Annotated in this window: 19 protein-coding genes; 14 read left to right on the plus strand and 5 right to left on the minus strand. The window is 73.3% G+C overall.

Annotated features, from left to right (window positions below; all coding sequences use genetic code 11):
• Positions 1–86 precede the first annotated feature (86 nt).
• The 5 genes from NLU66_RS03975 to NLU66_RS03995 all read left to right on the plus strand — a co-directional run bounded on the left by NLU66_RS03975 (position 87) and on the right by NLU66_RS03995 (position 4,799).
• On the plus strand, positions 87–797 hold the full coding sequence (locus NLU66_RS03975) for a phosphatase PAP2 family protein (RefSeq protein WP_259361650.1): 711 nt from the start codon (positions 87–89) through the stop codon (positions 795–797).
• Positions 798–903: 106 nt separating this feature from the next.
• Positions 904–1,926, plus strand: a complete 1,023-nt coding sequence (locus NLU66_RS03980) for a siderophore ABC transporter substrate-binding protein (protein WP_259361651.1) — start codon at positions 904–906, stop codon at positions 1,924–1,926.
• Positions 1,927–1,949: 23 nt separating this feature from the next.
• On the plus strand, positions 1,950–2,957 hold the full coding sequence (locus NLU66_RS03985; protein ID WP_259361652.1) for an ABC transporter permease: 1,008 nt from the start codon (positions 1,950–1,952) through the stop codon (positions 2,955–2,957).
• 31 nt (positions 2,958–2,988) lie between these two features.
• Positions 2,989–4,038 (plus strand): iron chelate uptake ABC transporter family permease subunit, encoded by a 1,050-nt coding sequence (locus tag NLU66_RS03990; protein WP_259362537.1) that lies wholly within the window; start codon positions 2,989–2,991, stop codon positions 4,036–4,038.
• Complete coding sequence (locus tag NLU66_RS03995; protein WP_323374442.1) at positions 4,035–4,799, plus strand: ABC transporter ATP-binding protein; 765 nt, start codon at positions 4,035–4,037, stop codon at positions 4,797–4,799. Before NLU66_RS03990 ends, NLU66_RS03995 begins: the two co-directional genes overlap by 4 nt.
• Before the next feature lie 38 nt (positions 4,800–4,837).
• On the opposite strand, the gene NLU66_RS04000 is transcribed toward NLU66_RS03995, so the two are convergent.
• Positions 4,838–5,671 carry an aldo/keto reductase gene (locus NLU66_RS04000; RefSeq protein WP_259361653.1) on the minus strand — a complete coding sequence of 278 codons (834 nt, stop codon included), beginning with the start codon at positions 5,669–5,671 and terminating at the stop codon, positions 4,838–4,840.
• Between the two features lie 117 nt (positions 5,672–5,788).
• Between NLU66_RS04000 and NLU66_RS04005 the strand changes: the two genes are divergently transcribed.
• The 5 genes from NLU66_RS04005 to NLU66_RS04025 all read left to right on the plus strand — a co-directional run bounded on the left by NLU66_RS04005 (position 5,789) and on the right by NLU66_RS04025 (position 14,369).
• Entirely contained in the window at positions 5,789–7,552 is a 1,764-nt protein-coding gene (locus NLU66_RS04005) for an MFS transporter (protein ID WP_259361654.1), read from the plus strand.
• A gap of 522 nt (positions 7,553–8,074) precedes the next feature.
• On the plus strand, positions 8,075–9,628 hold the full coding sequence (locus NLU66_RS04010; protein WP_259361655.1) for an LssY C-terminal domain-containing protein: 1,554 nt from the start codon (positions 8,075–8,077) through the stop codon (positions 9,626–9,628).
• A gap of 40 nt (positions 9,629–9,668) precedes the next feature.
• Positions 9,669–11,114 (plus strand): APC family permease, encoded by a 1,446-nt coding sequence (locus NLU66_RS04015; protein ID WP_259361656.1) that lies wholly within the window; start codon positions 9,669–9,671, stop codon positions 11,112–11,114.
• A 37-nt stretch (positions 11,115–11,151) separates the two neighbouring features.
• Positions 11,152–11,589 carry a universal stress protein gene (locus NLU66_RS04020; protein WP_259361657.1) on the plus strand — a complete coding sequence of 146 codons (438 nt, stop codon included), beginning with the start codon at positions 11,152–11,154 and terminating at the stop codon, positions 11,587–11,589.
• Positions 11,590–11,789: 200 nt separating this feature from the next.
• Positions 11,790–14,369 (plus strand): alkaline phosphatase PhoX, encoded by a 2,580-nt coding sequence (locus tag NLU66_RS04025; protein ID WP_416232179.1) that lies wholly within the window; start codon positions 11,790–11,792, stop codon positions 14,367–14,369.
• A 62-nt stretch (positions 14,370–14,431) separates the two neighbouring features.
• Here NLU66_RS04025 and nhaA read toward each other — a convergent pair whose 3' ends face one another.
• A complete protein-coding gene (gene nhaA / locus NLU66_RS04035) occupies positions 14,432–15,850 on the minus strand; it encodes a Na+/H+ antiporter NhaA (protein ID WP_259361658.1) in 1,419 nt (472 codons plus the stop codon).
• 36 nt (positions 15,851–15,886) lie between these two features.
• The gene (locus NLU66_RS04040; RefSeq protein WP_259361659.1) at positions 15,887–17,389 is read right to left on the minus strand and encodes a sodium:proton antiporter; all 1,503 of its coding nucleotides are present in this window, start codon (positions 17,387–17,389) and stop codon (positions 15,887–15,889) included.
• A gap of 334 nt (positions 17,390–17,723) precedes the next feature.
• Between NLU66_RS04040 and NLU66_RS04045 the strand changes: the two genes are divergently transcribed.
• Positions 17,724–19,160, plus strand: coding sequence for an MFS transporter (locus NLU66_RS04045; RefSeq protein WP_416232180.1), 1,437 nt, complete (start codon positions 17,724–17,726; stop codon positions 19,158–19,160).
• 93 nt (positions 19,161–19,253) lie between these two features.
• Here NLU66_RS04045 and NLU66_RS04050 read toward each other — a convergent pair whose 3' ends face one another.
• Positions 19,254–20,324, minus strand: a complete 1,071-nt coding sequence (locus NLU66_RS04050; protein ID WP_259361660.1) for an NYN domain-containing protein — start codon at positions 20,322–20,324, stop codon at positions 19,254–19,256.
• A 59-nt stretch (positions 20,325–20,383) separates the two neighbouring features.
• Between NLU66_RS04050 and NLU66_RS04055 the strand changes: the two genes are divergently transcribed.
• Positions 20,384–21,322, plus strand: coding sequence for a PhzF family phenazine biosynthesis protein (locus NLU66_RS04055; RefSeq protein WP_259361661.1), 939 nt, complete (start codon positions 20,384–20,386; stop codon positions 21,320–21,322).
• 86 nt (positions 21,323–21,408) lie between these two features.
• Here NLU66_RS04055 and NLU66_RS04060 read toward each other — a convergent pair whose 3' ends face one another.
• Positions 21,409–22,170 carry a DUF998 domain-containing protein gene (locus NLU66_RS04060; RefSeq protein WP_259361662.1) on the minus strand — a complete coding sequence of 254 codons (762 nt, stop codon included), beginning with the start codon at positions 22,168–22,170 and terminating at the stop codon, positions 21,409–21,411.
• A gap of 94 nt (positions 22,171–22,264) precedes the next feature.
• On the opposite strand from NLU66_RS04060, the gene NLU66_RS04065 reads away from it, so the two are divergent.
• Positions 22,265–23,149: a hypothetical protein gene (locus NLU66_RS04065; protein WP_259361663.1), complete on the plus strand. Its 885-nt coding sequence runs from the start codon at positions 22,265–22,267 to the stop codon at positions 23,147–23,149.
• Entirely contained in the window at positions 23,146–26,511 is a 3,366-nt protein-coding gene (gene lysX, locus NLU66_RS04070) for a bifunctional lysylphosphatidylglycerol synthetase/lysine--tRNA ligase LysX (RefSeq protein ID WP_259361664.1), read from the plus strand. Before NLU66_RS04065 ends, lysX begins: the two co-directional genes overlap by 4 nt.
• Positions 26,512–26,558 lie beyond the last annotated feature (47 nt).

Consider the following 26,558-nt stretch of genomic DNA (forward strand, 5'->3'; position numbering starts at 1 on the left):
TCCAGCGGAGACCTCGGGTCGGCCCTGTGGGCCCGCTCACCCCGGAACCCGGACGGCCGACGGCGCGAGGGCGCATCCTGGTGCCCATGCCCGACGAGTCCCCGCCGCCCATGCCGCCGCCCGGCCCCTCGTCTCCCGCGCGGGCGGTGCTCCTCCGCGGGCTCGCGATCGTCCTCCTCGTGCTCGCCGCGGCGGCGGTGGGGCGGATGCTGCTCGCGACCGGGGTGCTCGACGGATTCGACGACCTGCTCCTGGACCACCTGCACGTCGAGTCCGGCTCGCCCGGTTCCCGCCTCGCACTGCTGCTGGACGTGGGGCTGTCACCCGTTCCCGCCGCCGTGCTCGGCCTCCTCCTCGCCGTCCTGGTCGCCGTGCTGCGGCGCCGGCCCGCGGCGGGACTGCGCACCGCCGCGCTCGTCGCCCTGCCCTGGGCGGCCGCGAAGCTCGTGAAGCTGCTCGTCGGCCGGCCGCGGCCGGAGGCGGATCCCCTGGTCGCTCTCCTCGTCCCCGTGCCGGGCTCGAGCAGCTTCCCGAGCGGGCACACCGCGATCGCCGTCGCGCTCGGCGGGGCGCTGCTGCTCGCCGTGCCCGCGGGGCGTGTGCGCGCGGTGCTCGTCGTGCCGGCCGTGGTGCTCGCGCTCGCCACCGCCTGGTCCCGGGTCGCGCTCGGGGTGCACCATCCGACGGACGTCCTCGCCTCGCTGGTGCTCGTGCCGCTCGTGGTGCTCCTGCTCGACGGCGTGCTGCCGGGGCGGATCCGTGGTGAGACGACGATCACCGTCCAGACGGTCCAATAAGGAAAGCGTCGACTGGCGAAATAGTGCGAGGTGAGGCTAGCCTCAGTACGCCCCTCCAAGGAGGGGACCCCACCTTCCCGCCCCGCACGAAGACCGAGGCCCCTCCATGACCACCGTCCTGTCCCGTCGCACGCTCGGCACCGCCTCCACCGCCGGCGCCCTCGGCCTCCTCCTCGCCGCCTGCGGCGGGTCCGACGCCGCGACCGACGCCGCCGCGGGCGCCTCCGACGCCGGCGGCGCCGCCGGCTCCGTCGGTACTGTCGAGATCGAGGACAACAACGGCACCCAGACCATCGCCACGCCGCCCGCCTCCGTCGTCGCGACGGACAACCGCACCTTCGAGACCCTCGAGGACTGGGGCGTCACCCTCACCGCCGCCGCCCGCGCGCTCATGCCCACGACCATCGGCTACCGCGACGACGAGTCCATCGTCGACCTCGGCAACCACCGCGAGCCCGACCTCGAGGCCGTCGTCGCCGCCCAGCCCACCCTCATCATCAACGGGCAGCGCTTCACCCAGTTCCACGACGACCTCGCCCGCCTCGCGCCCGACGCGACCGTGCTCGAGCTCGACCCCCGCGACGACCAGCCCTTCGCCGACGAGCTCAAGCGCCAGGTCACCGCCCTCGGCACGATCTTCGGCAAGGAGACCGAGGCCGCGGACCTCGGCGCCGGCCTCGACGCCGCCATGGACCGCGTGAAGGCCGCCTACGACGGCTCCTCCACCGTCATGGCCGTCAACGTCTCCGGCGGCGAGATCGGCTTCATCGCCCCCGGCGCCGGCCGCACCCTCGGCTGGACCTTCGAGGCCCTCGGCCTGGTCCCCGCGCTCGAGGTCGAGGGCGCGAGCGACGACCACCAGGGCGACGACATCTCCGTCGAGGCGATCGCCTCCGCGAACCCCGCCTGGATCCTCGTCATGGACCGCGACGCCGCCGTGAGCGCCGACGACCCCTCCTACGAGCCCGCCGCGCAGGTCCTCGAGGCCTCCGAGGCGCTCGCCGGCGTCACCGCCGTCACCGAGGGCAACATCCTCTACATGCCGGAGGACACCTACACCAACGAGGGCATCCAGACCTACACCGAGTTCTTCGAGAGCTTCGCCGACGCCCTCGAGAAGAAGGCCTGAGCCCCCGGGCAGGAACCTCCCGCATGACCTCCCGCGCCACCATCGCGCGACCCGCGACCGCGCCGGCACCCCGCCGGCGCGGTCGTGAGCGCCTCCTCGACGCGAAGCTGCTGATCGGCCTCGCCGTCGTCGGCGCCCTGCTCGTCGCCTCCCTGTTCACCGGCGTCTACGACCTCGGCGCGGAGGACGGCGCGCAGATGTTCGCCATCACCCGCGTGCCCCGCACGATCGCGCTCGTCCTCGCCGGCGCCGCCATGGCCATGTCCGGCCTGGTCATGCAGCTGCTCACGCAGAACCGCTTCGTCGAGCCCTCGACCACCGGCACCACCGAATGGGCGGGCCTCGGCCTCATCGCCGTCATGATCGTCGCCCCGCAGTCCTCGCTGCTCACCCGGATGGGCGTCGCCGTGGTCTTCGCCTTCGTGGGCACCATGGTCTTCTTCGCCGTGCTGCAGCGGGTCACCCTGCGCAGCTCCCTCATCGTCCCGATCATCGGGCTCATGCTCGGTGCGGTCGTCAGCTCCGTCTCGACCTTCGTGGCGCTCCAGTTCGACGCCCTGCAGATCCTCGGCGTCTGGTTCGCCGGCTCCTTCACCTCCGTGCTGCGCGGCCAGTACGAGGTGCTGTGGGTCGTCGCCCTCGTCGCGGTCGCGGTGTTCGTCCTCGCGGACCGCCTCACCGTCGCGGGGCTCGGCGAGGACGTCGCGACGAGCGTCGGCGTGAGCTACCGGCGGATGGTCCTCGCGGGCACCGCCCTCGTCGCCGTCGCGACCGGCGTGGTCACCGTGGTGGTCGGCAACCTGCCGTTCCTCGGGCTCGTGGTCCCCAACATCGTCTCGATGCTGCGCGGTGACGACCTGCGCTCGAACCTGCCGTGGGTGTGCCTGCTCGGCATCGGCGTGGTCACCCTGTGCGACCTCGTGGGCCGGATCGTCATCATGCCCTTCGAGGTGCCGGTCTCCCTCATCCTCGGCGTCGTCGGCGCCGCGGTGTTCATCGCCCTCCTCCTGCGGCAGCGCCGACGTGGCTGAGCGCGTGACCGCCCCGATCGCGGATCCCGTCATGGGCACCGTCGGCTCCGTCGGCCCGGCCCCCGCCGCCCCCGTCGCACGCAGCGGCTCCGGCGCCTTCGCGGACGCCCGCTCCCGCCGCCGCTACCTGATCGTGCTCGGCGCCCTCCTGCTCGCCGCCGGCGGCTGCGCCTACGCCCTGCTCGCCGTCGGCAACCCGATGCCGCCGGGCAGCGAGGGCTTCCGGCTCATCGCGCAGATGCGCGCCACCTCCGTGACCACGATGCTGATCGCCGCGTTCTGCCAGGCCACCGCCACGATCGCCTTCCAGACCGTGACCGCGAACCGCATCATCACGCCATCCCTGCTGGGCTTCGAGTCGCTCTACACGGCGATCCAGACCACCGCCGTCTACGTGCTCGGCGTGGCCGGCGTCGTCGCGATCCAGGGCACCGGGCAGTTCCTGCTCCAGGTCGCCGCGATGGTGGGCCTGTCGATGCTGCTCTACGGCTGGCTGCTGCGCGGCCGCTACGCGGACATGCAGGTCATGCTGCTGATCGGCATCATCCTCGGCGGCGGGCTCGGCTCGATCTCCTCCTTCATGCAGCGCCTGCTCACCCCGAGCGAGTTCGACGTGCTCTCCGCGCGGCTCTTCGGCTCCGTCTCCAACGCGCGGGTCGAGTACCTGCCCTGGGCGATCGGCCTCGCCGGCATCGCGGGCGCCGGGATCTGGCTGAGCGCGCGGAGGCTCGACGTCCTCGCCCTCGGGCGGGACGTGTGCCTGAACGTGGGCGTCGACCACCGCCGGCAGACGCTCCTGGTCCTCGTGCTGGTCTCCGTGCTCATGGCGACCTCGACCGCGCTCGTGGGACCGATGACCTTCTTCGGCTTCCTCGTCGCGACCCTCACCTACCAGCTCGCGGGCACCCACGCGCACCGCCTGCTGCTGCCGCTCGGCGTGCTGCTCGGCTTCGTCGTGCTCGCCGGCGCCTATCTCGTCATGGACCACGTCTTCTACGCCGGCGGCGTGGTCTCCGTCATCATCGAGCTCGTCGGCGGCACGGTCTTCCTGGTCGTGCTGCTGCGGAAGGGCCGTCTGTGATCACCATCGACACGGTGCGCAAGCGCTACCGCTCCGCCGACGGGACCGTCGAGATCGGTCCCGTGACCCTCGAGATCCCCGCCGGCGGCGTCACCGCCCTCGTGGGCCCGAACGGTGCGGGCAAGTCCACCCTGCTCACGATGGTGGGGCGGCTGCTCGGGATCGACGAGGGCGCGATCGAGGTCGCCGGGTACGACGTCTCCCGCACCGCCTCGAAGGATCTCGCGAAGGTCCTCTCCGTGCTGCGCCAGGAGAACCACTTCATCACGCGGCTCACGGTGCGCCAGCTCGTGGGCTTCGGCCGCTTCCCACACTCGCAGGGACGCCTCACCGCGGCCGACGAGCAGAAGATCAGCGAGGCCATCGACTTCCTGGGCCTGCAGGAGCTCGAGTCCCGCTACCTCGACCAACTCTCCGGCGGGCAGCGCCAGCGCGCCTACGTCGCCATGGTCCTCGCCCAGGACACGGAGTACGTGCTGCTGGACGAGCCGCTGAACAACCTCGACATGCGCCACAGCGTGCAGATGATGCGCCGCCTGCACGCGGCCGCGCACGAGCTGGGCCGCACGATCGTCGTGGTGCTCCACGACGTGAACTTCGCGGCCCGCTACGCGGATCGCATCATCGCGATGAAGGACGGGCGGGTCGTCGAGTCCGGGCCGGTCGCCGAGATCATGGACGGGGCGCTGCTCAGCCGCGTCTTCGACACGGACGTGCAGGTGATCGACGGGCCCGACGGCCCCCTCGCCGTGTACTACTGAGCGCGGGGGCCGACGGGCCCGTCGGCGCCGTCAGCGGGTCACTTGGTGGCAGGGTCCGTGCCGCCGCGGCCGGCCTCGCCGCGGTCCAGGCCGTCGATCGCGGCGATCTCCTCGGCGGTGAGCCGGAGCTCCGCCGCGGCGAGGTTCTCCACGATGCGCTCCGGGGTGACGGACTTCGGCAGCGCGACGATGCCGTGCGCGAGGTGCCAGGCGAGCACGACCTGCGCGGGGGTGGCGTCATGGGCGGCGGCCGCCTCCGTGATCACCGGGTTCTCGAGCAGGTCGGACTTGCCCTGGCCCAGCGGGCCCCACGACTCGGTGACGATGCCGTGGCGGGCGTGCACCTCGCGCAGCTCGGTCTGCGGGAAGTAGGGGTGCAGCTCGATCTGGTGCACGGCGGGGACCTCGCCGGTCGCCTCGATGATCTCCTCGAGCTGGGGGAGCGGGAAGTTGGAGACGCCGATCGAGCGGACCAGGCCGCGCTCGCGCAGCTCGATGAGCGTCCTCCATGCCTCGAGGTACTTCCCCTGCGAGGGGGCCGCCCAGTGGATGAGGTAGAGGTCGATCTGCTCGATGCCGAGGCGCTCGAGGGAGGCCTCGGCGGCGGCGATCGCGTCGTCGTGGGCGTGGGCGTCGTCCCAGAGCTTGGTGGTGACGAAGACGTCGTCGCGGTGCAGGCCGGAGTCGCGCAGCGCCTGGCCCACTCCGTCCTCGTTGCCGTAGATCCTCGCGGTGTCGACGTGGCGGTAGCCGGCGCGCAGGGCCTGGCCGGTGACATCGGCGGTGACCTCGGCGTCCACCTTGAAGACGCCGTAGCCGAGCTGGGGGATGGAGCGGCCGTCGTTGAGCGGGACGGAGGGCACGGCGGGCATGGGAGCACCTTTCCTCAGGGACAGGGGGATCGCCGCCGAGCGTACGCGCCGGGCGCCGGGCGGGATCAACCCTTCGGACGATGGCAGTATCTGACGCTGCGTCATAACGTGGGGGCCATGAGAACGAACCGCCCCGCCCCCGGGGCGACCGCGCAGGCCGCCCCCGACCCCACCGCCCCTGTCGCCCCCGCGCTCGCCGTCGCGCCCGACCCCGCCGCGGACCCCCGCCGCTGGAAGGCGCTCGGCGTGCTCGCCGCCGGCCTCGCGCTCATCGTCATCGACGGCTCGATCGTCGCCGTCGCCCTCCCGGACATCATCCGTGACCTGGGCCTGGACCTCGCCGACGCGCAATGGGTGTCCGCGAGCTACGCCGCGGTGCTCTCCGCGCTGCTGCTCGTCGTCGGCCGGCTCGGCGACCGGATCGGCCGGCGACGGCTCCTCCTCGCCGGCACCGCCGTGTTCGTCGCCGGCTCCGTGCTCGCCGCGCTCGCGGGCGGCGCCGGCCCGCTCATCGGCGCACGCCTCGTGCAGGGCGTGGGCGGCGCGCTCATCCTCCCCTCGACCCTCTCCACCGTGAACGCGACCTTCCGCGGGAAGGAGCGCGCGGCCGCCTTCGGCGTCTGGGGCGCGGTCATGGCCGGCGCCGCGGCCCTCGGCCCGCTCCTCGGCGGCTGGCTCACGAGCTCCTTCTCCTGGCCGTGGATCTTCGCGGTCAACGTCCCGATCGGCGCCCTCGTCATCGCCGGCACCCTCGCCTGGGTCCCCGAGACCCGGCAGGAGGCGGCCGACGGCGGCGCGGGGACCCAGGGCGCGGCAGGCGCGGTGGGCGCAGCGGGCGCGGCGGGCGCGGCGGGTGCGGCATGCGCGGTGGGCGCCGTCGCACCGCCAGGGCTCCGGGCGCTGCGGCTCGACCTGCCGGGCGCCCTGCTCAGCGCCGCCGGCCTCGCCGCCCTCGTCATCGGCATCATCGAGGGGACGACGCTGGGCTGGTGGACCGCGCAGGCCCCGCTCGCGATCGGACCGCTGAGCCTCACCGGCCCCGCGGGTCTCTCCCTCACCCCCGTGCTGATCCTCGCCGGTCTCGCGCTGCTCGCCGTCTTCGTGCTCGTCGAGGCCCGTCGCGCCGCCGCCGGCCGCGGGGTGCTGCTGGACCTCACCCTCTTCCGCCTGCCCGGCTTCGCCTGGGGCAATGTGACCGCCGCGGCCGTCGCCGTGGGGGAGTTCGGCCTGCTGTTCGTGCTGCCCCTCCACCTCGTGGACGTCGAGGGGCTGGGCCTGCTCGCCTCCGGCCTGGTGCTCGCGGCCATGGCGCTCGGCGCCTTCGCCTCCGGCAGCGCCGCCCGGCACCTCGCCGCGCGGATCGGCGCCCCCGCGACCGTGATCGTGGGGCTCGCGGCGGAGCTGCTCGGCGTGAGCGTCCTCGCGGGGGTGCTCCGGCCGGGCGTCCCGATCGCCCTGCTGGTCGTCGTGCTCGTGGTCTACGGACTGGGCCTCGGTCTGGCCTCCGCCCAGCTCACCTCGACCGTTCTCGCCCCGGTGCCGGTCGCGCAGTCCGGGCAGGGCGCCGCGACGCAGTCCACCGTGCGGCAGCTCGGCACGGCGCTCGGCACCGCGATCTCCGGTGCGCTGCTGGGCGCGGGCCTCGCCTCCGGGGCGAACGGCCTGACCGGCGAGGCGGCCCGCTACGGCCAGGCGCTCACCGACACCGCCGGCTCCGTGCTCCCCGCCCTGGACGGCGCCGCGAGCAGCACCGCGATCGCCCAGCTCGACCTCGTCTTCACCGACGGTTCCCGGACGGCCCTCGCGGGGGCGGCGCTCTTCCTGCTGCTGGGCCTGCTCGGCGCGGTCCAGGTCGCCCGCGCCGCCCGCCGCCCCGCCTGAGCCGTCGCCGCTTCCCGCCCACCGCCCCGCCCACCCCCGGCCCCTCCCGGGTACGGGACGTCCTCGCGCGGGTCCCGCTCCTGAGGGCCCGACCTGCGCGAGGACGTCCCGCCGCCCCGTCCGCCGCCCCGCCAGCCGCTCCGTCCGCCCCCCGGCTCCTCGCGGGTACGGGACCTCTTCGTACGGGTCCCGCCTCTGAGGGGCCGACCCGTACGAAGAGGTCCCGTGGTCCGCGGGGGCACCGGGGTCGACGGGGCAGGTGGGTCGACGGGGCAGATGGTTGGCCGGCGCATCACGTCGCCCGGTCCGGCACTGCGCAGTATTGGCGCCAGAGGGAGCATGTTCGCCTCGCCTTGCTCCCTCAGGTGCCAATATTGCGGGGGGCCGACGGGGCCGACGGGGCCGACGGGGGCGACGGGGGCGAAGCGGGTCGTGGGGGCCGCGCGGCGGGCGCGCCCAGGGCGGTCCCGTGCGTCGGCCCTACGATGGGGGCATGACCTCGAGCAGGCCGGGACGCCCCGGGTGACGCCGGCACGCCGCGCGCGCCTGTCGCCGCTCGAGCGCCCCGTTCCCGAGGAGCCGCCGGGGTACGACCACGACCGCGGGCACTCCCCGGTCGGCGGCCGGTTCGAGCTGTACGCGCTGCTGGACACCCTCTTCATCGTCGCGGGCCTCGTGGTCTCGGTGTGGCTCGGCGTGCTCTACCTGCTCGAGGGCATCTCGCTCACGCCGGCGCGGCTGCTGTACCTCGTGGGCTTCTGGGTGCTGCTGACGTACATCACCCTGCCGCGCCTGCACCAGGTGCTCACCTGGATGTACCTGCCGGACTACTTCTTCGGCCGCACGCGCACCACCGAGGGGGTGCTCTCCGATCCCGTGAACGTCGCGCTCGACGGCCCGGAGGAGGACCTCCACGTCGCCATGCGCCGCGCGGGGTGGGTGCTCGCGGAGGAGCGGACCGTCGGCTCCGCCTGGGACATGATCCGCTCGACGCTGCTGCGCCGCTCCTATCCGGCCGCGCCCGTCTCCGACCTCTACCTCATGGGCCGCCGCCACGACTTCACGTACCAGCAGGAGGTGGGCGGCACCACGACGAAGCGCCATCACGTGCGGTTCTGGAGGATGCCGCCGGACTTCGTGCTGCCCGGCGGGTACCGCAGCGACTGGCTCGCCGCCGGCACCTACGACCGCGCCGTCGGCTTCTCCTTCTTCACCCTCCAGATCACGCACCGCATCGACGAGAACATCGACGTCGAGCGCGACTACCTCATCGACACCCTGAGCTTCGCGGACCGCGACATCGAGGTCGAGGTCATCGAGGGCTTCTCCACCGCGTACCACTCGCGCAACGGGCAGGGCGACCGCTTCCGCACCGACGGCGACCTCCCGATCATCGACGTGGGCGGTGCGGCCGCCCGCTCCGACGGCGCGACCGCGATGATGCTGCCGCGTCACCGACCCACCGGCACGACCGTCATGAAGGCCCGCGCCTATGCGGCGACGCAGAGCGCGCTCGCCGCCGCCCGTGCGCGGGCCGGCGTGGGCCCCAAGGGTGCCGCGGCCGTGCGCCCCGGGGAGCTCGCCTCCCAGTGGCACGGCACGGTCGACGACATCCACGAGGCCGTCGCGGGCGCCGTGGACCACCACCTCCCGCCGCCGACGGTGCTGTTCACCGCGGGTCTCGTGCTCCTGCAGGCCGTCCTCCTCGCCGTGCAGGGCGTGTCGATGCTCGCCGGCGCCGATCTCTCCCAGCGGTTCCCGGACGCGGAGGTCATGTTCCCCGAGCGCTCGACGCTGCTGCCCGTCGGGATCCTCGCCGCGGCCCAGCTCGTGCTGATGGTGGGGATCCTGCGCCGCAGCCGCTGGTCGCGCATCGTGCTCATGGGCCTGTTCGCGGCGACCGCGATCACCCGGCTCGCCGTGTCCACGACGACGGCCGGGGACGTCACCCACACGGCGCTCGCCGCGGCCGGTGCCTCGGTGCTGGGACTGCTCGCGATCTCCTCCGACGCCTCCCGTCTCTGGGTGCGCACCCAGCGCCTGCCCACGCGCGTGACCGGGGACACCGTGGGGTAAAGTTCCCCCACCCTCTCCCCGAGCGGACGGAGCTTCCCCCATGAGCGCATCCCCGCGCCAGGCGCCCCCCACCGAGGGCGCGAGCGACCAGCCGGAGCTGAAGAAGGCGATCACGCCCAAGCTCCTGCTGCTGTTCATCGTCGGTGACATCCTCGGCACCGGTGTCTACTCCCTGACCGGAAAGGTCGCCGGCGAGGTCGGCGGCGCCGGCTGGCTGCCCATCATCGTCGCCTTCGCCGTCGCGATGGTCTCCGCCCTCTCCTATGTGGAGATGGTGACCAAGTACCCGCAGGCCGCCGGTGCGGCGCTGTACGTGCACAAGGCCTTCGGCATCCACTTCCTCACCTTCATGGTGACGTTCGCGGTGCTCTCCTCCGGCATCACGTCGGCCTCCAACAGCGCGATCTTCCTCGCGGAGAACGTGCTGAAGGCCTTCGGTCTCGAGGAGAGCCTCGGTGACGCGGCCGCGCCGCTCACCACCGGCATCGCCCTGGCGTTCCTCGTGATCGTCGCGCTCGTGAACCTGCGCGGCGTCGCCGAGTCCGTGAAGGCGAACGTGGTGCTCACGAGCATCGAGATGACGGGCCTCGCGCTCGTCATCATCGTCGGCTTCTTCACCGTCGCCCGCGGCCAGGCGGACTTCTCCCGCGTCATCCTCTTCGAGACGCAGGACGAGAAGGGCATGTTCATGGCGGTCATCGGCGCCACGGCCCTCGCCTTCTTCTCCATGGTGGGCTTCGAGGACTCGGTCAACATGGCCGAGGAGACCGTGGACCCGGTGAAGAACTTCCCGAAGGCCCTCATCACGGGCCTGTCGATCACCGGCGTGATCTACGTGCTCATCTCGATCCTCGCGGTCGCGGTGGTGCCGATCGGCCGCCTCACCGAGTCGACGACCCCGCTGCTCGAGGTCGTGAAGGTGGGCGCTCCCGGCATCCCGATCGACACGATCTTCGCGTTCATCTCGATCTTCGCGGTCGCGAACACGGTGCTCATCAACATGATGATGGCCTCCCGCCTGCTCTACGGCATGTCCAAGCAGGGCGTGCTGCCGGGCTTCCTGCGCGGGGTCCTCGCGAGCCGCCGCACCCCGTGGGCCGGCATCGTCTTCTCGACCGTGCTCGCCTTCGTCCTCGTGCTGTCCGTGCGCTACGTGCTCGCGGAGGACACGATCGCCGCCCTCGGCGGGACCACGGCGCTGCTGCTGCTGGCCGTGTTCGGCCTCGTGAACGTCTCGGTGCTCGTGCTGCGCAAGGACAAGGTGGAGAACCGCCACTTCCGCACCCCCACGGTGCTGCCGTGGATCGGCGCGGCGACCTCCTTCGCGCTGATCACGCCGCTCGCGCAGCCTGCGCAGAACTACGTCATCGCGGGCGGCCTGCTGGCCGTGGGCCTCGTGCTCTACATCGCCACCTGGATCTACAACAGTGCGATCAAGGCGCGGCGCACCCGCTTCCACCACCCCGACGACATCGGTCGCGACTGACACCCGTCCCGTCCCTCCTCCATCACCGGGAGCTGCCATGTCCTCCACCCCCACCTCGTCGACCCCGACGATCCTGCTCGCCTACGTCCCCAGCGCCACGAGCGAGGCGGCGCTCGACTTCGCCGTCGAGGAGGCGGAGCGCCGCGGCGCCCGCCTGCTCGTGCTGGCCTCCGAGGCCGGCCCGGATCCCCGCAAGGGCCGCGCGGTGACCGATCCCCGTCCGCTCCCGGAGCGGCTCACGGAGACCGGCCTCGAGGTCGAGATCCAGACCGTCGCCCGCCGTGACGACCCGGCGGACGACATCCTCGACGCGATCGAGGCGACGCGCCCGGACCTCGTGGTGCTCGGCATCCGCCGCCGCACCCCGATCGGGAAGATCCTGCTGGGCTCGACCTCGCAGCGCGTGGTCATGGAGTCCACCTCGCCGGTGGTGCTCGTGAAGCCCGAGGGCTTCGTCGCGCCCCGCCGTCCCTGAGCGGGCCGCGTCACCGCATCCACGAAGCCCCGCCGGCAGCTGCCGACGGGGCTTCGTCGTGCCCGGAAGGGGCAGTCGGGGGCGAGTGTTCACCTCGCTGTCGCCTTCCCGTGCTCTGCCCCTCACTTTGCTGACGGAGAGTCACGACGGCCCGCCGCCCCGTGCCGGCGGGAACCCTCCCCGACAGCGAAGGAACCCTCGTGGCCCTCATCGACCTCCCCCTGCTCATGAAGGATCACGTGCGGGGCAAGCGCTCCGCCGTGACCTGCGCCCTGAAGTGCGGCAACGCGTGCACCAAGGAGACCTGCAACTCCTCGCACAACGACTACTTCCGCGACGTGGTCTCCGGCGTCCTGAGCCGCCGCCTGCTCCTGGGCGGCACCGCCGCCGGGGCCCTCGCGATCGGCGTCGCCGGCACGACAGGGGGCCTCGGCGGCATGGCCCCCGCGGCCGCCGCGCCGAAGGGCAGCAAGCTCGACTTCGAGGCGATCGCGCCCGTGGACTACACGCAGGACAGCTTCGTCGTGCCCGAGGGCTTCTCCTGGCACCCGGTCATCTCCTGGGGCGCGAAGCTGTGGTCCGACGCCCCCGACTTCGACTGGAACGCGCAGTCGGGCGAGGCGCAGGCCCGCCAGTTCGGCTACAACAACGACTACACGGAGATCCAGGAGATCCCGGGCAGCAACGGCAAGCGCGCCCTCATGTTCGTGAACCACGAGTACACGAACGAGAACATCATGTTCCCGGACTCCACCGACCCGAAGACCCTCGCCGAGGTCACCCTCGCCGCGCACGGCCTCACCGTCGTCGAGCTGAAGCGCGACTCCCGCACCGCGCCCTACGCCCCGGTCGTGGACAGCGAGTACAACCGCCGCTTCCTCTCCGACACCGAGTACGACTTCACCGGTCCGGCCGTCGGCTCCGACCTGCTGAAGACCTCCCAGTTCCCCAAGGGCCGCCACACCGAGGGCACCTTCGGCAACTGCTCGGGCGGCCTCACCCCCTGGGGCACGCTGCTCTCCGGCGAGGAGAACTTCAACGGCTACTTCCGCACCGCCGGCACCTCCGCCGAGGACAAGCGCTACGGCCTCGGCGAGAACGACCTCGCCCGCGGCTGGCAGGAGATCGACCCCCGCTTCGACGCGACCACCGAGGGCCTCGAGAACTCCGTGAACCACTTCGGCTGGATCGTCGAGGTGGACCCGTGGGACCCGAGCTCGACCCCGCGCAAGCACACGTCGCTGGGCCGCTTCAAGCACGAGGGCGCGAACGTCATCGTCGCGGAGAACGGCAAGGTCGTCGCCTACTCCGGTGACGACGAGCGCTTCGACTACCTCTACAAGTTCGTCTCGGAGGGCTACTACGAGGAGGGGAACAAGAAGCACAACATGACCCTCCTGGAGAGCGGCGACCTCTATGTCGCGAAGTTCTCCGGCAACTCCCCGGCCTCCGAGATCGACGGCACCGGCGACCTCCCCTCCGACGGCGCCTTCGACGGCTCCGGCGAGTGGCTGCCGCTCGTCGTCGCCGGCGAGTCCAAGGTCGAGGGCATGAGCGTCGAGGAGGTGCTCGTCCACACCCGCCTCGCCGCGGACAAGGTCGGCCCCACCAAGATGGACCGCTGCGAGGACGTCGAGCCCTCGCTCAGCTCCCGCCGCGTCTACGTGGCCTGCACGAACAACTCCAACCGCGGCACCGACGGCAAGGCCGGCCCGGACGAGGCGAACCCCCGCACCGAGAACCGCGACGGCCACGTCGTCGAGATCGACGAGAAGGGCGACCAGACCTCGACGAGCTTCGCGTGGAACCTGCTGCTCGTGTGCGGTGACCCGGAGACCGACCAGGGCACCTACTTCGGCGGCTACCCGGCGGAGAAGGTCTCGCCGATCTCCTGCCCGGACAACCTGGCCTTCGACTCCGTCGGCAACCTGTGGATCTCCACCGACGGCGCCCCCGACGGCATCGGCTACAACGACGGCCTGTTCCGCGTGACCCTCGAGGGCGACGAGCGCGGCCGCGTCGAGCAGTTCGCCTCCATGCCCGCCCAGGCGGAGACCTGCGGCCCGATCGTGCGCGACAAGGACCGCACCGCCTTCGTCTCCGTACAGCACCCGGGCGAGGACGGCACCTTCGACGAGCCCACCTCGATGTTCCCCGAGTACGACGGCGGCACCGGCCCCAAGCCGACCGTGGTCCAGATCCTCCCGACCACCTCCACGAGCCCCTTCACGGACGTCAAGCCCGGCCAGGAGCACTACGAGGCGATCGTGTGGGCGTGGGACAACCAGATCGCGAAGGGCTACCCGGACGGCACCTTCCGCCCGACGACCCCCGTGAACCGCGACGCGATGGCCGCCTTCCTGCACCGCCTCGCGGGCGCCCCGAAGGTCACGCCGCCGCGCTCGGAGCCCTTCACGGACGTGAAGAAGGGCCAGGAGCATTACGACGCGATCATCTGGGCCTTCCAGAACGGCATCGCCGAGGGCTGGAGCGACGGCACCTTCCGTCCCACGCAGTCGATCACGCGTGACGCGATGGCCGCCTTCGTCTACCGCTACGCGGGCTCACCCGACGTCGCGGCCCCCTCGAAGGCGCCGTTCACCGACGTGAAGCCGAGCCGGAAGTTCGCCAAGGAGATCGCCTGGCTCAAGGACCAGGGCATCTCCACCGGCTGGTCCGACGGCACCTTCCGCCCGTCGAACCCGATGAACCGCGACGCGACCGCGGCGTTCCTCTACCGGATGCGCCAGGAGAAGCAGATCGCCTTCAAGGCGGGCTGACCCGGCCGCCGCCGAGCATCGGGGCCCCGTGACGCGAGCATGCGTCACGGGGCCTCGTGCTCTCAGCGGGCGGCGCCGCCCGGGGGTGCCTCGTCGGCCGCGGAGCCGGGGCCTGCGGGCGGCTCGGGGGCGAAGACGTCGGGCACGCCGTCGGCGTCCGCGTCGACCGCCTCCCGCTCCGCGATCCGCCGGTAGCGGCGGTTGCGGGGCAGCAGCACCGCCGCGCCGACGACGGCCGCGAGCACCGAAGCGGTGAGCACGCCGACCTTCGCCGCCGCGTGCAGGGGATCGGAGGGGTCGAAGCTCAGCTCCGTCACCAGCAGCGACACGGTGAAGCCGATCCCGGCGACGCCCGCCATGCCCACGAGGTCCACCCAGCGGATGTCCGGGTCCAGGTGCGCGCCGCGCAGGCGCGTCACGAGGAAGGTGGCGCCGACGATCCCGAGGATCTTCCCGGCGACGAGGCCCACGACGATGCCGATCGCGACGGGGCTCGACCACGCGTCGAGCAGGCCGCTCACTCCGCCCACGGCGACGCCCGCGCTGAAGAACGCGAAGACCGGCACGGCGACGCCCGTGGAGAGCGGGCGGAAGCGGTGCTCGAAGGTCTGCGCGAGGGAGTAGCGCGCCCCGTACCGGGAGCGGGAGCGCACCGGGATCATGAAGGCGAGCACCACGCCCGCGATGGTCGCGTGCACGCCCGAGTTCAGGAACAGCGCCCAGGTGATCGCCCCGAGCGGCAGCAGCACGAGCCAGGCCGCGCCGTAGTGCTTCTTGAACAGCCACTCCGCGCGGTGCGCGACGAGCGCGTACAGGGCGATCGGGATGAGGGCGAGAGCGAGGTAGCCCAGGCGCAGATCCGCCGTGTAGAAGACGGCGATGATGATGATCGCGATGAGGTCGTCGACGATCGCGAGGGTGAGCAGGAAGGTGCGCAGCGCGGTGGGCAGGTGCGAGCCGAGCAGGGCGAGCACCGCGAGCGCGAAGGCGATGTCCGTCGCGGCGGGGATCGCCCAGCCCTGCAGCGCCCCCGGAGGGCCCGCCGCGGTGATCGCGACGAACAGCAGCGCCGGCACGGCCACGCCGCCCGCGGCGGCGACCATCGGCACGAGCGCCTTGCCGGGGGAGCGGAGATCGCCGGTCAGGAACTCCATCTTCAGCTCGAGGCCCGCGAGGAAGAAGAAGATCGCGAGCAGACCGTCGGCCGCCCAGTGGCCCAGGGTGAGGCGCAGGTGGAAGTCCCCGATGTCGACGCCGACGTGCTGGTCGCGCAGCGCCTCGTAGGCGCCGGAGGCGGGGGAGTTGGCGAGGATCAGGGCGAGCACGGTCGCCGCGAGCAGCACGAGGCCGCCCGTCGTCTCACGGGTGAGGATCTGCTCGATGCGGAGGTACTCGCGGTAGGTGCCGCGCTCGAGGATGCGCTCCGAGCGGCGGGCGGGGGCGGTCGCGGGGGCGGTCACGGGGGAGTGGCGGTCGTTCATCCGGGCTCCTGGTGCAGGGTCGGGGTGGACGGGCGGTCAGTCCTCGCGGTGGCCGGGCTCGAGGGCGCCGACGGGTCGGTCGCGCTCCGCCGCGCCGCGGGGGAGCGGGCGGCCGGGCAGGGAGGCGCGCACGTCCGGGTCCAGGAGCGCGACGCCGACGGTGCCGTCGAAGGTGACGAACAGGTGGGTGATGCGGGCCAGCAGCAGCGCCGTGAGGAAGACGCCCGCGATCGTGGTCCACGTGGACTGGGCGATGAACAGCAGCACCATCGCGACGAGCACCGGCACGAGGTACATGAAGGTGCGCTGCACGTACCCGCCGAAGCTCGGCATCTGCACGCCGCGGGACTCCGCCACGGACTTCACCATGAAGTTCGGACCGTTGCCGATGTAGGTGATCGCGCCGCACAGCACGGCGCCCAGGGAGATCGAGACCAGGTAGAGCTGGGGGACGTCCGCGACGCGGGGCTCCCCGGGCAGCTGCGTCGCCATCTCGAAGAAGGTCGCGTAGGTGGGGGCGTTGTCGAGCACGGCGCTCAGGCCGCCCGTGAAGACGAAGAGCGTGATCTCGTTCAAGGGGAGCTTCGGTGCGGCGTTCCGGAGCACCTCGAGCGCCGGCACCATCGTGAGGAAGATGCCGATGAACAGGGCGGCGACCTCCTTGATGGGGCCCAGCTCGAACTGGTTGTCCTCGTAGCGCACGGCCCGATTCCCGAAGCGGAGGGCGGCCAGGGCGGCGCCCACCATGACGATCTCCCGCCACGGCACGAGGCCCGCGCCGTGGGCGTGGCCCTCGGCGAGCTCGTGGCCGTCCACGGAGGGGATGACGGCGACGGCGACGATGATGACCGCGAACCAGATCAGGCTGCTCGCCCCCGCGAGGCGCAGCGGGGTCACGTGCGTGCGGTCCGCCGCGACGTCCTCGGGGCGCTCGTGGGCGATGATCCGACGGTCCAGCGCCCAGTAGGTCAGCAGCAGCAGCGCGTTGACGAACAGCCACATCGGGGCGAGGTGCAGGGTCCACGTGAACGGCACGCCGCGCAGCATGCCCAGGAACAGCGGCGGGTCGCCCAGCGGCGTGAGCAGCCCGCCGCAGTTCGCGACGATGAGGATCGTGAAGACGACGGTGTGCGCCGTGTGCCGGCGCTCGGCGTTCGTGTTCAGCAGCGGCCGGATGAGCAGCATCGCCGCCCCCGTCGTGCCGATGAAGCTCGCGAGCACGCCGCCCACGGCCAGGAAGATCGTGTTGGTGCGCGGGGTGGCGGCGATGTCGCCGCGCAGGAAGATCCCGCCGGAGACGACGAAGAGCGCGAAGAGCAGCGCGATGAACTGCAGGTACTCGACGCCGGCGACGGTGACGAGGTCACCGCGGCCCGCGAGCAGCACGCCGATCGTGACGGGGACGCCGAGCAGCAGCGACCACAGCAGCTGGTTGCGCGGGTGCTCCCAGTGCTTGGCGAGGGCGGGGACGAGCGGGGCGATCGCGATCGCCCCGAGCATCAGCACGAAGGGGGCGATGGACCAGGCGGGGAACGTCATGGGGACTCCTGGCGGGGCGGGGCGGGGGCCGGGCTGCTTCAGGGCAGAGTAATCCCGACGCCGACCAGACTTCCCGGCACACCAGGCGGGCCGGGCTCTCCCGGTCGCGCCGCGATCCAGCATGGCACAGCCCGGAGCGGCCCGCGGAGGGTGCCCGGATCGTGAGGCGCGGAGGCGGGCCGACGCGCCGGGCGCCGGGGCGCGGTCGCGCACGAGGTGACGTGCGTACAGCCTCGACATGCTGTGACACCTGGTCAGATTCGCGGACAGGGGCCTAGGGTCGGAGCCCCGTCGCGTGCGAGGAACCGCCCCGCGCCACGATGATCGGAGAAACGTGAGCACGTCATCCGCAGATCAGGGCAGGCCCGAGCACCAGCCGCCCACCACCACGGGACCCATCCCCTTCGAGGAGCTCCCCGACCGAAAGACGATCCGCAAGGCCGTCGCCGCCTCGGCGCTCGGCAATGCGACGGAGTGGTACGACTACGGCGCCTACGCCGTGGTCTCCACCTACATCGCCTCCCACTTCTTCCCCGAGGACTCGTCCGGGCTCTTCTGGACCTACGCGTTCCTCGCGATCTCCTTCCTGGCCCGCCCCTTCGGCGGGTTCGTCTGGGGGCCGCTGGGGGACCGCCTGGGGCGCAAGCACGTGCTCGCGCTGACGATCGTGCTGATGTCGCTCGCGACCTTCCTCATCGGCGTGCTCCCCACCTACGAGACGGTGGGTGTCCTCGCGCCGATCCTGCTCGCGCTGCTGCGCGTCGTGCAGGGCTTCTCCACGGGCGGTGAGTACGGCGGCGCCGCGACGTTCATGGCGGAGTACGCACCGGACAAGCGTCGAGGCCAGTACGGCAGCTTCCTCGAGTTCGGCACCCTGGGCGGCTTCGCCCTCGGGACCGTCGTCGTGCTCGCCCTGCAGCTGATCCTGCCCGAGGCGGCGATGGAGTCCTGGGGCTGGCGCGTCCCGTTCTTCTTCGCGCTGCCGCTGGGCGCGATCGGTCTGTACCTGCGGACCCAGCTCGACGAGACCCCGGTGTTCCAGGAGCTGGACGAGGCCGGGGAGAGCCAGGAGTCGGCGACCCGTGGTCTGCGAGATCTCATCGTCGACTACTGGAAGCCGATCCTCACCATGGCCGGCCTCGTGATCCCGCTGAACATCGCGAACTACACGCTGCTGACCTACATGCCCGGCTACCTCGAGACGAAGATCGAGATGAGCGCGAACCAATCGCTCATCGTGATCCTCGTGGGCGAGCTCGCGATGATGGCGCTGATCCCGTTCTGCGGCGGACTCTCCGACCGGATCGGTCGGAAGAAGCTCTGGTGGACGTCGATGATCGGTCTCTTCGTCGCGGCGCTGCCCATGTACTTCCTCATGGGCCAGGGGTTCGGATGGGCGATCCTCGGCTTCGCGGTGCTGGGCCTGCTGTACATCCCGCAGCTGTCCACGATCTCCGCGACCTTCCCGGCGATGTTCCCCGCGCAGGTGCGCTTCGCGGGCTTCGCGGTCACCTACAACGTCTTCACCTCGCTGTTCGGGGGGACGGCGGCGCCGCTGAACGAGTGGGTGGTCGGGAAGTCGGGGTTCCTCGAGTTCCCCGCCGTCTACGTCATGCTCGGCTGCGTCGTCGGCATGGTCGCGCTGTTCTTCGTCAAGGAGACGGCCGGCGCCTCCCTGCACGGCACGGACATCCCCGAGTCGGAGCCGGAGGACTTCGGCACGGAGGCGATCGCCGCCGAGGACCAGGCGCTCGACGAGGCCGGTCGCTGATCCTCCCACCCGGCTGACGCCGGGCCGGCGCGGAACGACTGAGCCCGCCCCCACGTCCGGGGGCGGGCTCAGCTCATGCGTGCGTGAGGCGGGTCAGCTCTTCTTCGAGCGGCGGCCGGAGCGCCCGGACCCGGGCTGCTCCTTCTCCTGCTCGCGGGGGCGCACGAGGCGCTCGTGCCCGGACTCCTCCATCTCCGCGATCTCCTCGTGGTCCAGGAGGAACTCGGAGAACGAGCGGTAGCCGAGGGCCTTCTCGCTGAACGAGGGGTCCATGCGGCGCATGAACGTCTTCACCATCGACAGGTGCATCCACTCGGCGTCGTCCCGCTCGCCCTGCTGCAGGGCGCGCGCGAGCAGGCGGCTCGCGGCGGCGGACTCCGCGGCGGCGGTCTCGGCGGCCGTCGGCCCCGGGGAGTCCTCCGACTCGGCGGTGTCGACGTGGGTCGGAGCGGCGGCGCTCGCCGGGGCCGACTCCGCCGTGGCGGCCGACGCGGACCCGGTCCCGCTGCCGGTGGTCGCGGCGGTGCCGGCAGCGTCGGAGGAGGTCTCCGTGCTCGCCTGGCTCTTGCGGCCGCGGCGGGGCTCCTCCCCGGCGGGCAGCTCCACGCCGGGCAGGGTCTCGTAGGAGTCGAACTGGTCGCACGCGGCGGCGAGGGACTTCGCGGTCGAGCCGGCGACGCCGAGGCCCACGACGTAGCGGCCCAGGCGGCGGCAGCGCTGCGCGAGCGGCACGTAGTCGGAGTCGCCGCCCACGATCACGACGTGGGTGAGGGCGGGGATGCGGAACATGTCCTCGACGGCGTCCACGGCGAGGCGGATGTCGGCCCCGTTCTTCGCGTAGGCCGCGGCGGGGAACAGCTGCACGAGGTCCACGGCGCGCGCGACCAGCTGGGCGCGGTAGTCGGCGTTGATGGGGGCGGACCAGTCCGCGTAGGCGCGGGTCAGCATGAGGGAGCCGAACGAGGTGGCGTGGTCGATGATCGCGCCGACGTCCACGGTGGCGCGCGCCAGGCGGTCGGCGATCTCCGGCTCGGTGGGATCGGCGGCGATGCGCTGGCGGTCTCGGCTGAAGGCGTGACGTCCGTGGACGCGGTCGTACCAGGACATGACGATGTTGTCGAAGTCGAGGTATACGGCGACACGGGGGTCCTGGGGATCCGGCATGGGGCCAGTCTGCCCCCTGGAGAGGCTGCGACGCCCGCGCGGCCTGACAGGATGTGTCCATGCGCGCACGTTCCACCTCCCGCCCCTTCGCCCAGGTCGACGTGTTCGGGGCGTCCCCGTTCCGCGGGAACCCGCTCGCCGTGGTGCTCGACGCCGACGGCCTCGACGAGGCCACGATGCGCGCCTTCGCCTCCTGGACGAACCTCTCCGAGACCACCTTCGTGCTCCCGCCCACGCAGGAGGGCGCCGACTACCGCGTGCGGATCCTGACCCCCTCCTCGGAGCTCGACTTCGCCGGCCACCCCACCCTCGGCACGGCCGCCGCATGGCTCGCCGCGGGCGGCGTCCCGGCGGGGGAGCGGATCGTGCAGGAGTGCGGGGCGGGCCTCGTGGAGGTGCGCCGCGACGAGGCCGCGGGCACCCTCGCCTTCGCCGCGCCGCCCCTGCGCCGCAGCGGCCCGCTCGACGCGGAGCACGTGGGGGCCGCCGCCGCGGCCCTCGGCATCGACCCGGGCGCCGTGCGCGATCACGCCTGGGTGGACAACGGCGCCGGCTGGTGCGTGCTCGAGCTGGGCTCCGCCGCGGAGGTGCTCGCCCTCGCCCCGGATCTCGCCGCGATCCCCGGCCGCAAGATCGGCGCGCTCGGCGTGGTCGGGTCGACTGAGGGCGACGGGGCCGACGGGGCCGACGGGACGGACACGACCGGCGCCGCCGACGGCACGGCCGGCGCGGGCGGCCCCGCCTACGAGGTGCGCGGCTTCGTCGCGGCGGATCCGGAGTCCGGCACCGCCGGCTACGAGGACCCGGTCACGGGCAGCCTCAACGCCGGCATCGCCCAGTGGATGCTCGAGCGCGGCGCGCTGACCCCGCCGTGGACCGCCCGCCAGGGCACGGCCCTGCGCCGCGACGGTCTCGTGCACCTCGACGTCGATGCCGACGGCACCCTCTGGGTGGGCGGCACCGCCCGCGTGGACCTGCGCGGCAGCATCGACATCTGATCCGCGGCGCCCACTGGGCAGCGGCGCCCGCTGAGCGCCGCCGTCGGAGGACGCCGCCCGGCCCGGCGCCGTCGGCCCCGCCGGTCTCAGGACTCGACGGCCCGTGGTGGGCGAGCCGCGATCGCGCCGAGCCCCACCACCCACGCGCTCAGCGTGAGCATCTGGGCCCGCTGCGAGAGGCCGTCGAGCAGCTGCCACTGCGGTCGCAGGGCCACCACGAGATCCGCGCCGAGCTCGACCGCGCAGCCCGCCGCGACGACCGCGACCACCGGGCCCAGCCAGCGGGGACGCTCGCGCGGGCGGCGGCGCAGCAGCATCCACGCCGCCCCCGCGCTCACGACCATGCCGCCCACCGAGAGGATGCTCGTCCCGTTGTGGGCCGCGCGCCGCAGCGCCTCCGGCTCGAGCGTGCCCGAGGCCGTGAGCAGTCCGTCCGTCCCGGCCAGCGGATACGCGGGCAGGGTCACGATCGCGGCGAGGATCCCGCCCACGGCGAAGGCCGCCGCCCCGCCCACGACGAGCCGCCGCCACCGCGAGACGGGCAGCGCCGCGCGCACCGCGGGCAGCTGCGAGAGCACGAGCAGCGCCGCGAGCACGTCCGTGGTGCGCAGCAGCAGGGCGCTGCGGTGCCCGGGGACCTCGAGCACGCTCACCTGCTGCGCCCATTCGTGCGGGCCCGGGACCAGCAGGTCGATGAGGAAGTTGGAGTAGAGCACCGCCGCGACCGCCCCGGTGGCGAGGTGCAGGGTGCGGCGCGAGGTCAGCGCGGCGCGGGCGGCCGACCGGCGGCGGGCGAGGACGCCGGTGCCCGGCACCCGGGCGCCGCGCAGCGCATCGTCCTGCAGCACGCGCCCACCTCCTGATCCGACCGCGATCCTCCGACGCCACCGATTGTGCGCCGCCCTCCCTGGAGGTTCCCAGGGGGATGCCTATCGTTGACCTGTGCTCCTGGGACTGTGCTCCGCCGGCGGCGCCGCCCTCTGCTACGGGATCGGCTCCGTCCTCCAAGCCGACGCCGCCCGCCGCACCACCGCCTCCACGGGCCTCGACCCGCGGCTGCTCGCCCGGCTCCTGCGCTCCGGTCGCTACCTGATCGGCGTCGCCGCGGACGGCGCCGGCTTCCTGCTCTCCCTGCTCGCCGTGCGCAGCCTGCCGCTGTTCGTCGTGCAGTCCGTCGTCGCGAGCTTCCTCGCCGTGACCGCGGTGCTCGCGGCCGTGCTGCTGCGCATGCCGCTCGGCGGGCGGGACCGCGCGGGGATCGCCGTGGTCGTCGGCGGGCTCGTGCTCGTCGGAGCCTCCGCCGCCCCGGACCACGCCGTCGCCCTCCCTCCCGCCGGGGACTGGGCCGTGCTCGGGGGCGCCCTGCTGCTCGTCCCCGCGGCGATGGTCGTCGGCCGCGCGCCCGGGCATCGCGGCGCCGCCGGTCTCGGGGCCGTCGCCGGTCTCGCCTTCGGCGTCACCGCGATCGCGAGCCGCGTGCTGCCCGGCCCCGCCGGCCAGCCGCCCGGCCGCTACCTGCTCACCCTGCTCACGGACCCGAGCAGCTACGCGCTCGTCCTCGCCGGGGCGCTCGCCCTGCTCACCTACTCCACCGCCCTCCAGCGCGGCTCCGTCACACGGGCCACCGCCCCGCTCGTCGTGGGCGAGACGCTCATGCCCGCCCTCGTGGGCGTGATCGCGCTGGGCGACCGGCCCCGCCCGGGCTGGGAGTGGGCGGCGATCCTCGGATGCCTCGCCGCGAGCGCCGGGGCCGTGGCCCTCGCCCGGCACGGCGAGATCGAGCCCGACCCCGCCCCCGTCGGCCCCGACCGGAAGGACCCCGCATGACCAGCGTCGACCCCACCGCCGGGCGGACCGGCGCCATCCGCCGCAGCCCCTGGCACGCGCTCGACGACCGCTGGCCGGACCGCTTCGCGAGCGTCATGCTGCTCGCCGCCGTCTTCAACCTGCTGGTCACGATCGTCCCGCCGTGGCACCGCTTCTTCGACCGGCCGGACGACCCGGTCTCCGCGCTCGCGATCCCCGTCGTCCCCAGCCTCATCTACACCGCCCTGCTCGTGGTGCTCGCGGTCGCCCTGCGCCGGCGCCTCCGCGCCGCCTGGTGGCTGATCCTGATCTGGTGGGTCGCGATCCCGCAGCTGGGCCGCCTGCTCGAGCTCACCGAGGCGACGGGGCCGATGCTCGGCCGCGGCCGCCACGTGCTCCCCGAGATCGGGCTCCTGCTCGGTCTGCTCGTCATCGTGCTGCTGCTGCGCTCGCGCCGGCAGTTCACCGCCCGCCGCGTCCCCGGCAGCCTCCGCGCCGCCGCCGCGCTGTTCCTCCTGGGCGGCGCCGCCCTGCTCGGCGGCGGGGCCTGGCTCGTCCAGCACGCCGGCCGCGCCGACTCCTACGGCTCGGCCCTCGGCTTCGTGCTCTCCCGCATGCTCGCCGACGTCGGCCGCTTCGAGGCCGTGCAGGCGGTGCACGCCCCCTGGTGGGTGCACGGGGTCGTCAACCTCGTGGGCGCCGTCGTCGTCCTCGCCTCCGCCCTGCTGCTGTTCCGTCCCCCGCGCGCCGCGCAGGAGCTGCCCGCGGCCGACGAGGCGCGCGTGCGCACCCTGCTCGCCGCCCACGGCGAGCACGACTCGCTCGGCTACTTCGCGACCCGCCGCGACAAGGCGATCGTCTGGGACACGGAGGACCCGTCGCAGGCGAGGGCCGGGATCTCCCACCGCACCGTGGGCAGCGTGAGCCTCGCGAGCGGCAACCCCGTCGGGGACCCCGAGCGGTGGCCGCAGGCGATCGAGGCCTGGCGCGCCCACGCCCGCGACCAGGGGCTCTCCCTCGCCGTCATGGGTGCCGGCGAGGCGGGCGGGCGCGCCTATGCCGAGGCCGGGCTCGTCGTCTACGACATCGGCGACGAGGCCGTCCTGGACCTGCGGGACTTCAGCCTCTCCGGCCCCGCCATGCGCGGCGTGCGGCAGGCCGTGCACCGCCTCCGCGAGCGCGGCTACACCACGGCCGTGCGCCGCCACGCGGACCTCACCCCCGAGGAGTTCACCGCGATCGAGGACGGCGCCGCCCGCTGGCGCGGCGACGGCGGCGAGGAGCGCGGCTTCTCCATGGCGCTCGGCCGCCTCGGCGACCTGCTCGACGGCGACTGCCTGCTCGTCGAGGCGCGCGACGCCGACGGCACCCTGCGCGGCGTGCTCTCCTTCGTGCCCTGGGGCCGCACCGGCGCCTCCCTCGACCTCATGCGCCGCGACCCCACCGCGCCCAACGGCCTCATGGAGCTGCTGGTCACCGCCATGGCGGAGCAGGCGCCCGGGCACGGCGTGGGCCGGCTGTCGCTGAACTTCGCCATGTTCCGCGAGGCCTTCGAGCGCGGCGCGGAGATCGGCGCCGGGCCCCTCGCCCGGCTCTGGCGGCGCGGTCTGCTCGTCGCGAGCCGCAGCTGGCAGCTCGAGTCCCTCTACCGCGCGAACGCGAAGTACCGGCCCGCGTGGGAGCCCCGCTACCTGTGCTTCGAGTTCGCCTCCGACCTCCCCCGGGTGGGCGTCGCCGCCGGCACCGCGGAGGGCTTCCTGCGCCCCCTCGCCCTGCCCGGCGCGGGCCGCCGTCGGACCCCCGAGGAGGCGCTCACGAGCGGCGGCGAGGAGCGCGCCGCCGCCGTCCGGGCCCTGCTGCCGCCCGAGGAGGACCCGCTCGAGGCTGCGCTCGCCGGGCGCCGCGTGCCCGAGCAGGTGCGGGTGCGCCTCGCGAAGCTCGAGGCCCTCCGCGCCGACGGCATCGACCCCTACCCCGTGGGAGCCGAGCGCACCGCGACCCTCGCCGAGGCGCGCGCCGACGCGGCGAGCCTCGGACCGGACGCCCGCAGCGGCACCGAGGTCGCCGTCGCCGGGCGGATCCTGCGCCGCCGCGAGCACGGCCGCATCGGCTTCGCGACCCTCCGCGACGGCAGCGGCGACCTGCAGGTCCTCCTGGGTGACGCGGCCACCCCCGAGGCATGGGCGCTGTGGCGGCGCCTCGACCTCGGCGACCAGATCGCCGTGCGCGGCGAGGTCATCACCTCCCGCACCGGCGAGGTCACCGTCGAGGCGCGCACCCTCACCCTCACCTCGAAGGCGCTGCGCCCGCTGCCGGACAAGCACCACGGCCTCGCCGACCCCGAGGCGCGCGTGCGCGACCGGGCCGTGGACCTCGTGGTGCGGCCCGACGCCCGCACCACCGCCCACCGCCGCGCGACCGTCGTGCGCAGCGTGCGAGACACCCTCCACGAGCTCGGCTTCACCGAGGTCGAGACGCCCGTGCTGCAGACCGTCCACGGCGGCGCCTCCGCCCGCCCCTTCGAGACCCACATCAACGCCTACGACCTCGACCTGTACCTCCGCATCGCGACCGAGCTGCACCTCAAGCGGCTGCTCGTGGGCGGGATGGAGCAGGTCTTCGAGATCGGCCGGCAGTTCCGCAACGAGGGCGCCGACGCCACCCACAACCCCGAGTTCACCTCCCTCGAGGTGTACGAGGCGTACAGCGACCAGCACGGCATGCGCCGCCTCACCCAGCGGATCATCCAGGACGCCGCCGAGGCCGTGCACGGCCGCCAGATCGGCCTGCGCACCACGAAGGACGGCCGGCTCGAGGAGTTCGACCTCTCCGGTGACTGGCCCGTGATCCCCCTCGCGACCGCCGTCTCCCGCGCCCTCGGCGAGGAGGTGGACGCCTCGACGCCGGCTGCGACGCTCCACGCCCACGCCCGCGCGATCGGTCTCGAGCTCGACCCGCGCCTGGCCGCCGGCCCCGTGCTCGAGGAGCTCTACTCGGCGCTGTGCGAGCACACGACGACCACGCCCGTCTTCTACTGCGACTTCCCCCGCGAGAACGCCCCGCTCGCCCGCCCGCATCGGGACGACCCGCGGCTCGCCGAGAAGTGGGACCTCGTCATCCAGGGCTCCGAGCAGGGCACCGCCTACTCCGAGCTGATCGACCCCGTGGACCAGCGCCGGCGCCTCGTCGCCCAGTCGCTGCTCGCCGCCGCCGGGGACCCCGAGGCGATGGCCGTGGACGAGGACTTCCTGCGCGCCCTCGAGCTGGGCATGCCGCCCACCGGCGGGATGGGCATGGGCATCGACCGGCTCGTCATGAACCTCACCGGCCTGCCGATCCGCGAGACCATCCTCTTCCCGCTCGTGCGCCCGCGGGGGCGGTGAGCGGGGACGCTCGCGAGCGACGCCGCCGGCCGTGTCCCGACGGGTGT

This window comes from Brachybacterium sp. NBEC-018, from assembly GCF_024860185.1.
Taxonomy (GTDB): domain Bacteria; phylum Actinomycetota; class Actinomycetes; order Actinomycetales; family Dermabacteraceae; genus Brachybacterium; species Brachybacterium rhamnosum.

Excerpts from the sequence above, each read along its gene's own strand:
- NLU66_RS03975 (WP_259361650.1), top strand. The coding sequence starts at position 87 with ATGCCCGACGAGTCCCCGCCGCCCATGCCGCCGCCCGGCCCCTCGTCT.
- NLU66_RS03980 (WP_259361651.1), top strand. The coding sequence starts at position 904 with ATGACCACCGTCCTGTCCCGTCGCACGCTCGGCACCGCCTCCACCGCC.
- NLU66_RS03985 (WP_259361652.1), top strand. The coding sequence starts at position 1,950 with ATGACCTCCCGCGCCACCATCGCGCGACCCGCGACCGCGCCGGCACCC.
- NLU66_RS03990 (WP_259362537.1), top strand. The coding sequence starts at position 2,989 with ATGGGCACCGTCGGCTCCGTCGGCCCGGCCCCCGCCGCCCCCGTCGCA.
- NLU66_RS04000 (WP_259361653.1), bottom strand. The coding sequence starts at position 5,671 with ATGCCCGCCGTGCCCTCCGTCCCGCTCAACGACGGCCGCTCCATCCCC.
- NLU66_RS04005 (WP_259361654.1), top strand. The coding sequence starts at position 5,789 with ATGAGAACGAACCGCCCCGCCCCCGGGGCGACCGCGCAGGCCGCCCCC.
- NLU66_RS04015 (WP_259361656.1), top strand. The coding sequence starts at position 9,669 with ATGAGCGCATCCCCGCGCCAGGCGCCCCCCACCGAGGGCGCGAGCGAC.
- NLU66_RS04020 (WP_259361657.1), top strand. The coding sequence starts at position 11,152 with ATGTCCTCCACCCCCACCTCGTCGACCCCGACGATCCTGCTCGCCTAC.
- nhaA (WP_259361658.1), bottom strand. The coding sequence starts at position 15,850 with ATGAACGACCGCCACTCCCCCGTGACCGCCCCCGCGACCGCCCCCGCC.
- NLU66_RS04040 (WP_259361659.1), bottom strand. The coding sequence starts at position 17,389 with ATGACGTTCCCCGCCTGGTCCATCGCCCCCTTCGTGCTGATGCTCGGG.
- NLU66_RS04050 (WP_259361660.1), bottom strand. The coding sequence starts at position 20,324 with ATGCCGGATCCCCAGGACCCCCGTGTCGCCGTATACCTCGACTTCGAC.
- NLU66_RS04055 (WP_259361661.1), top strand. The coding sequence starts at position 20,384 with ATGCGCGCACGTTCCACCTCCCGCCCCTTCGCCCAGGTCGACGTGTTC.
- lysX (WP_259361664.1), top strand. The coding sequence starts at position 23,146 with ATGACCAGCGTCGACCCCACCGCCGGGCGGACCGGCGCCATCCGCCGC.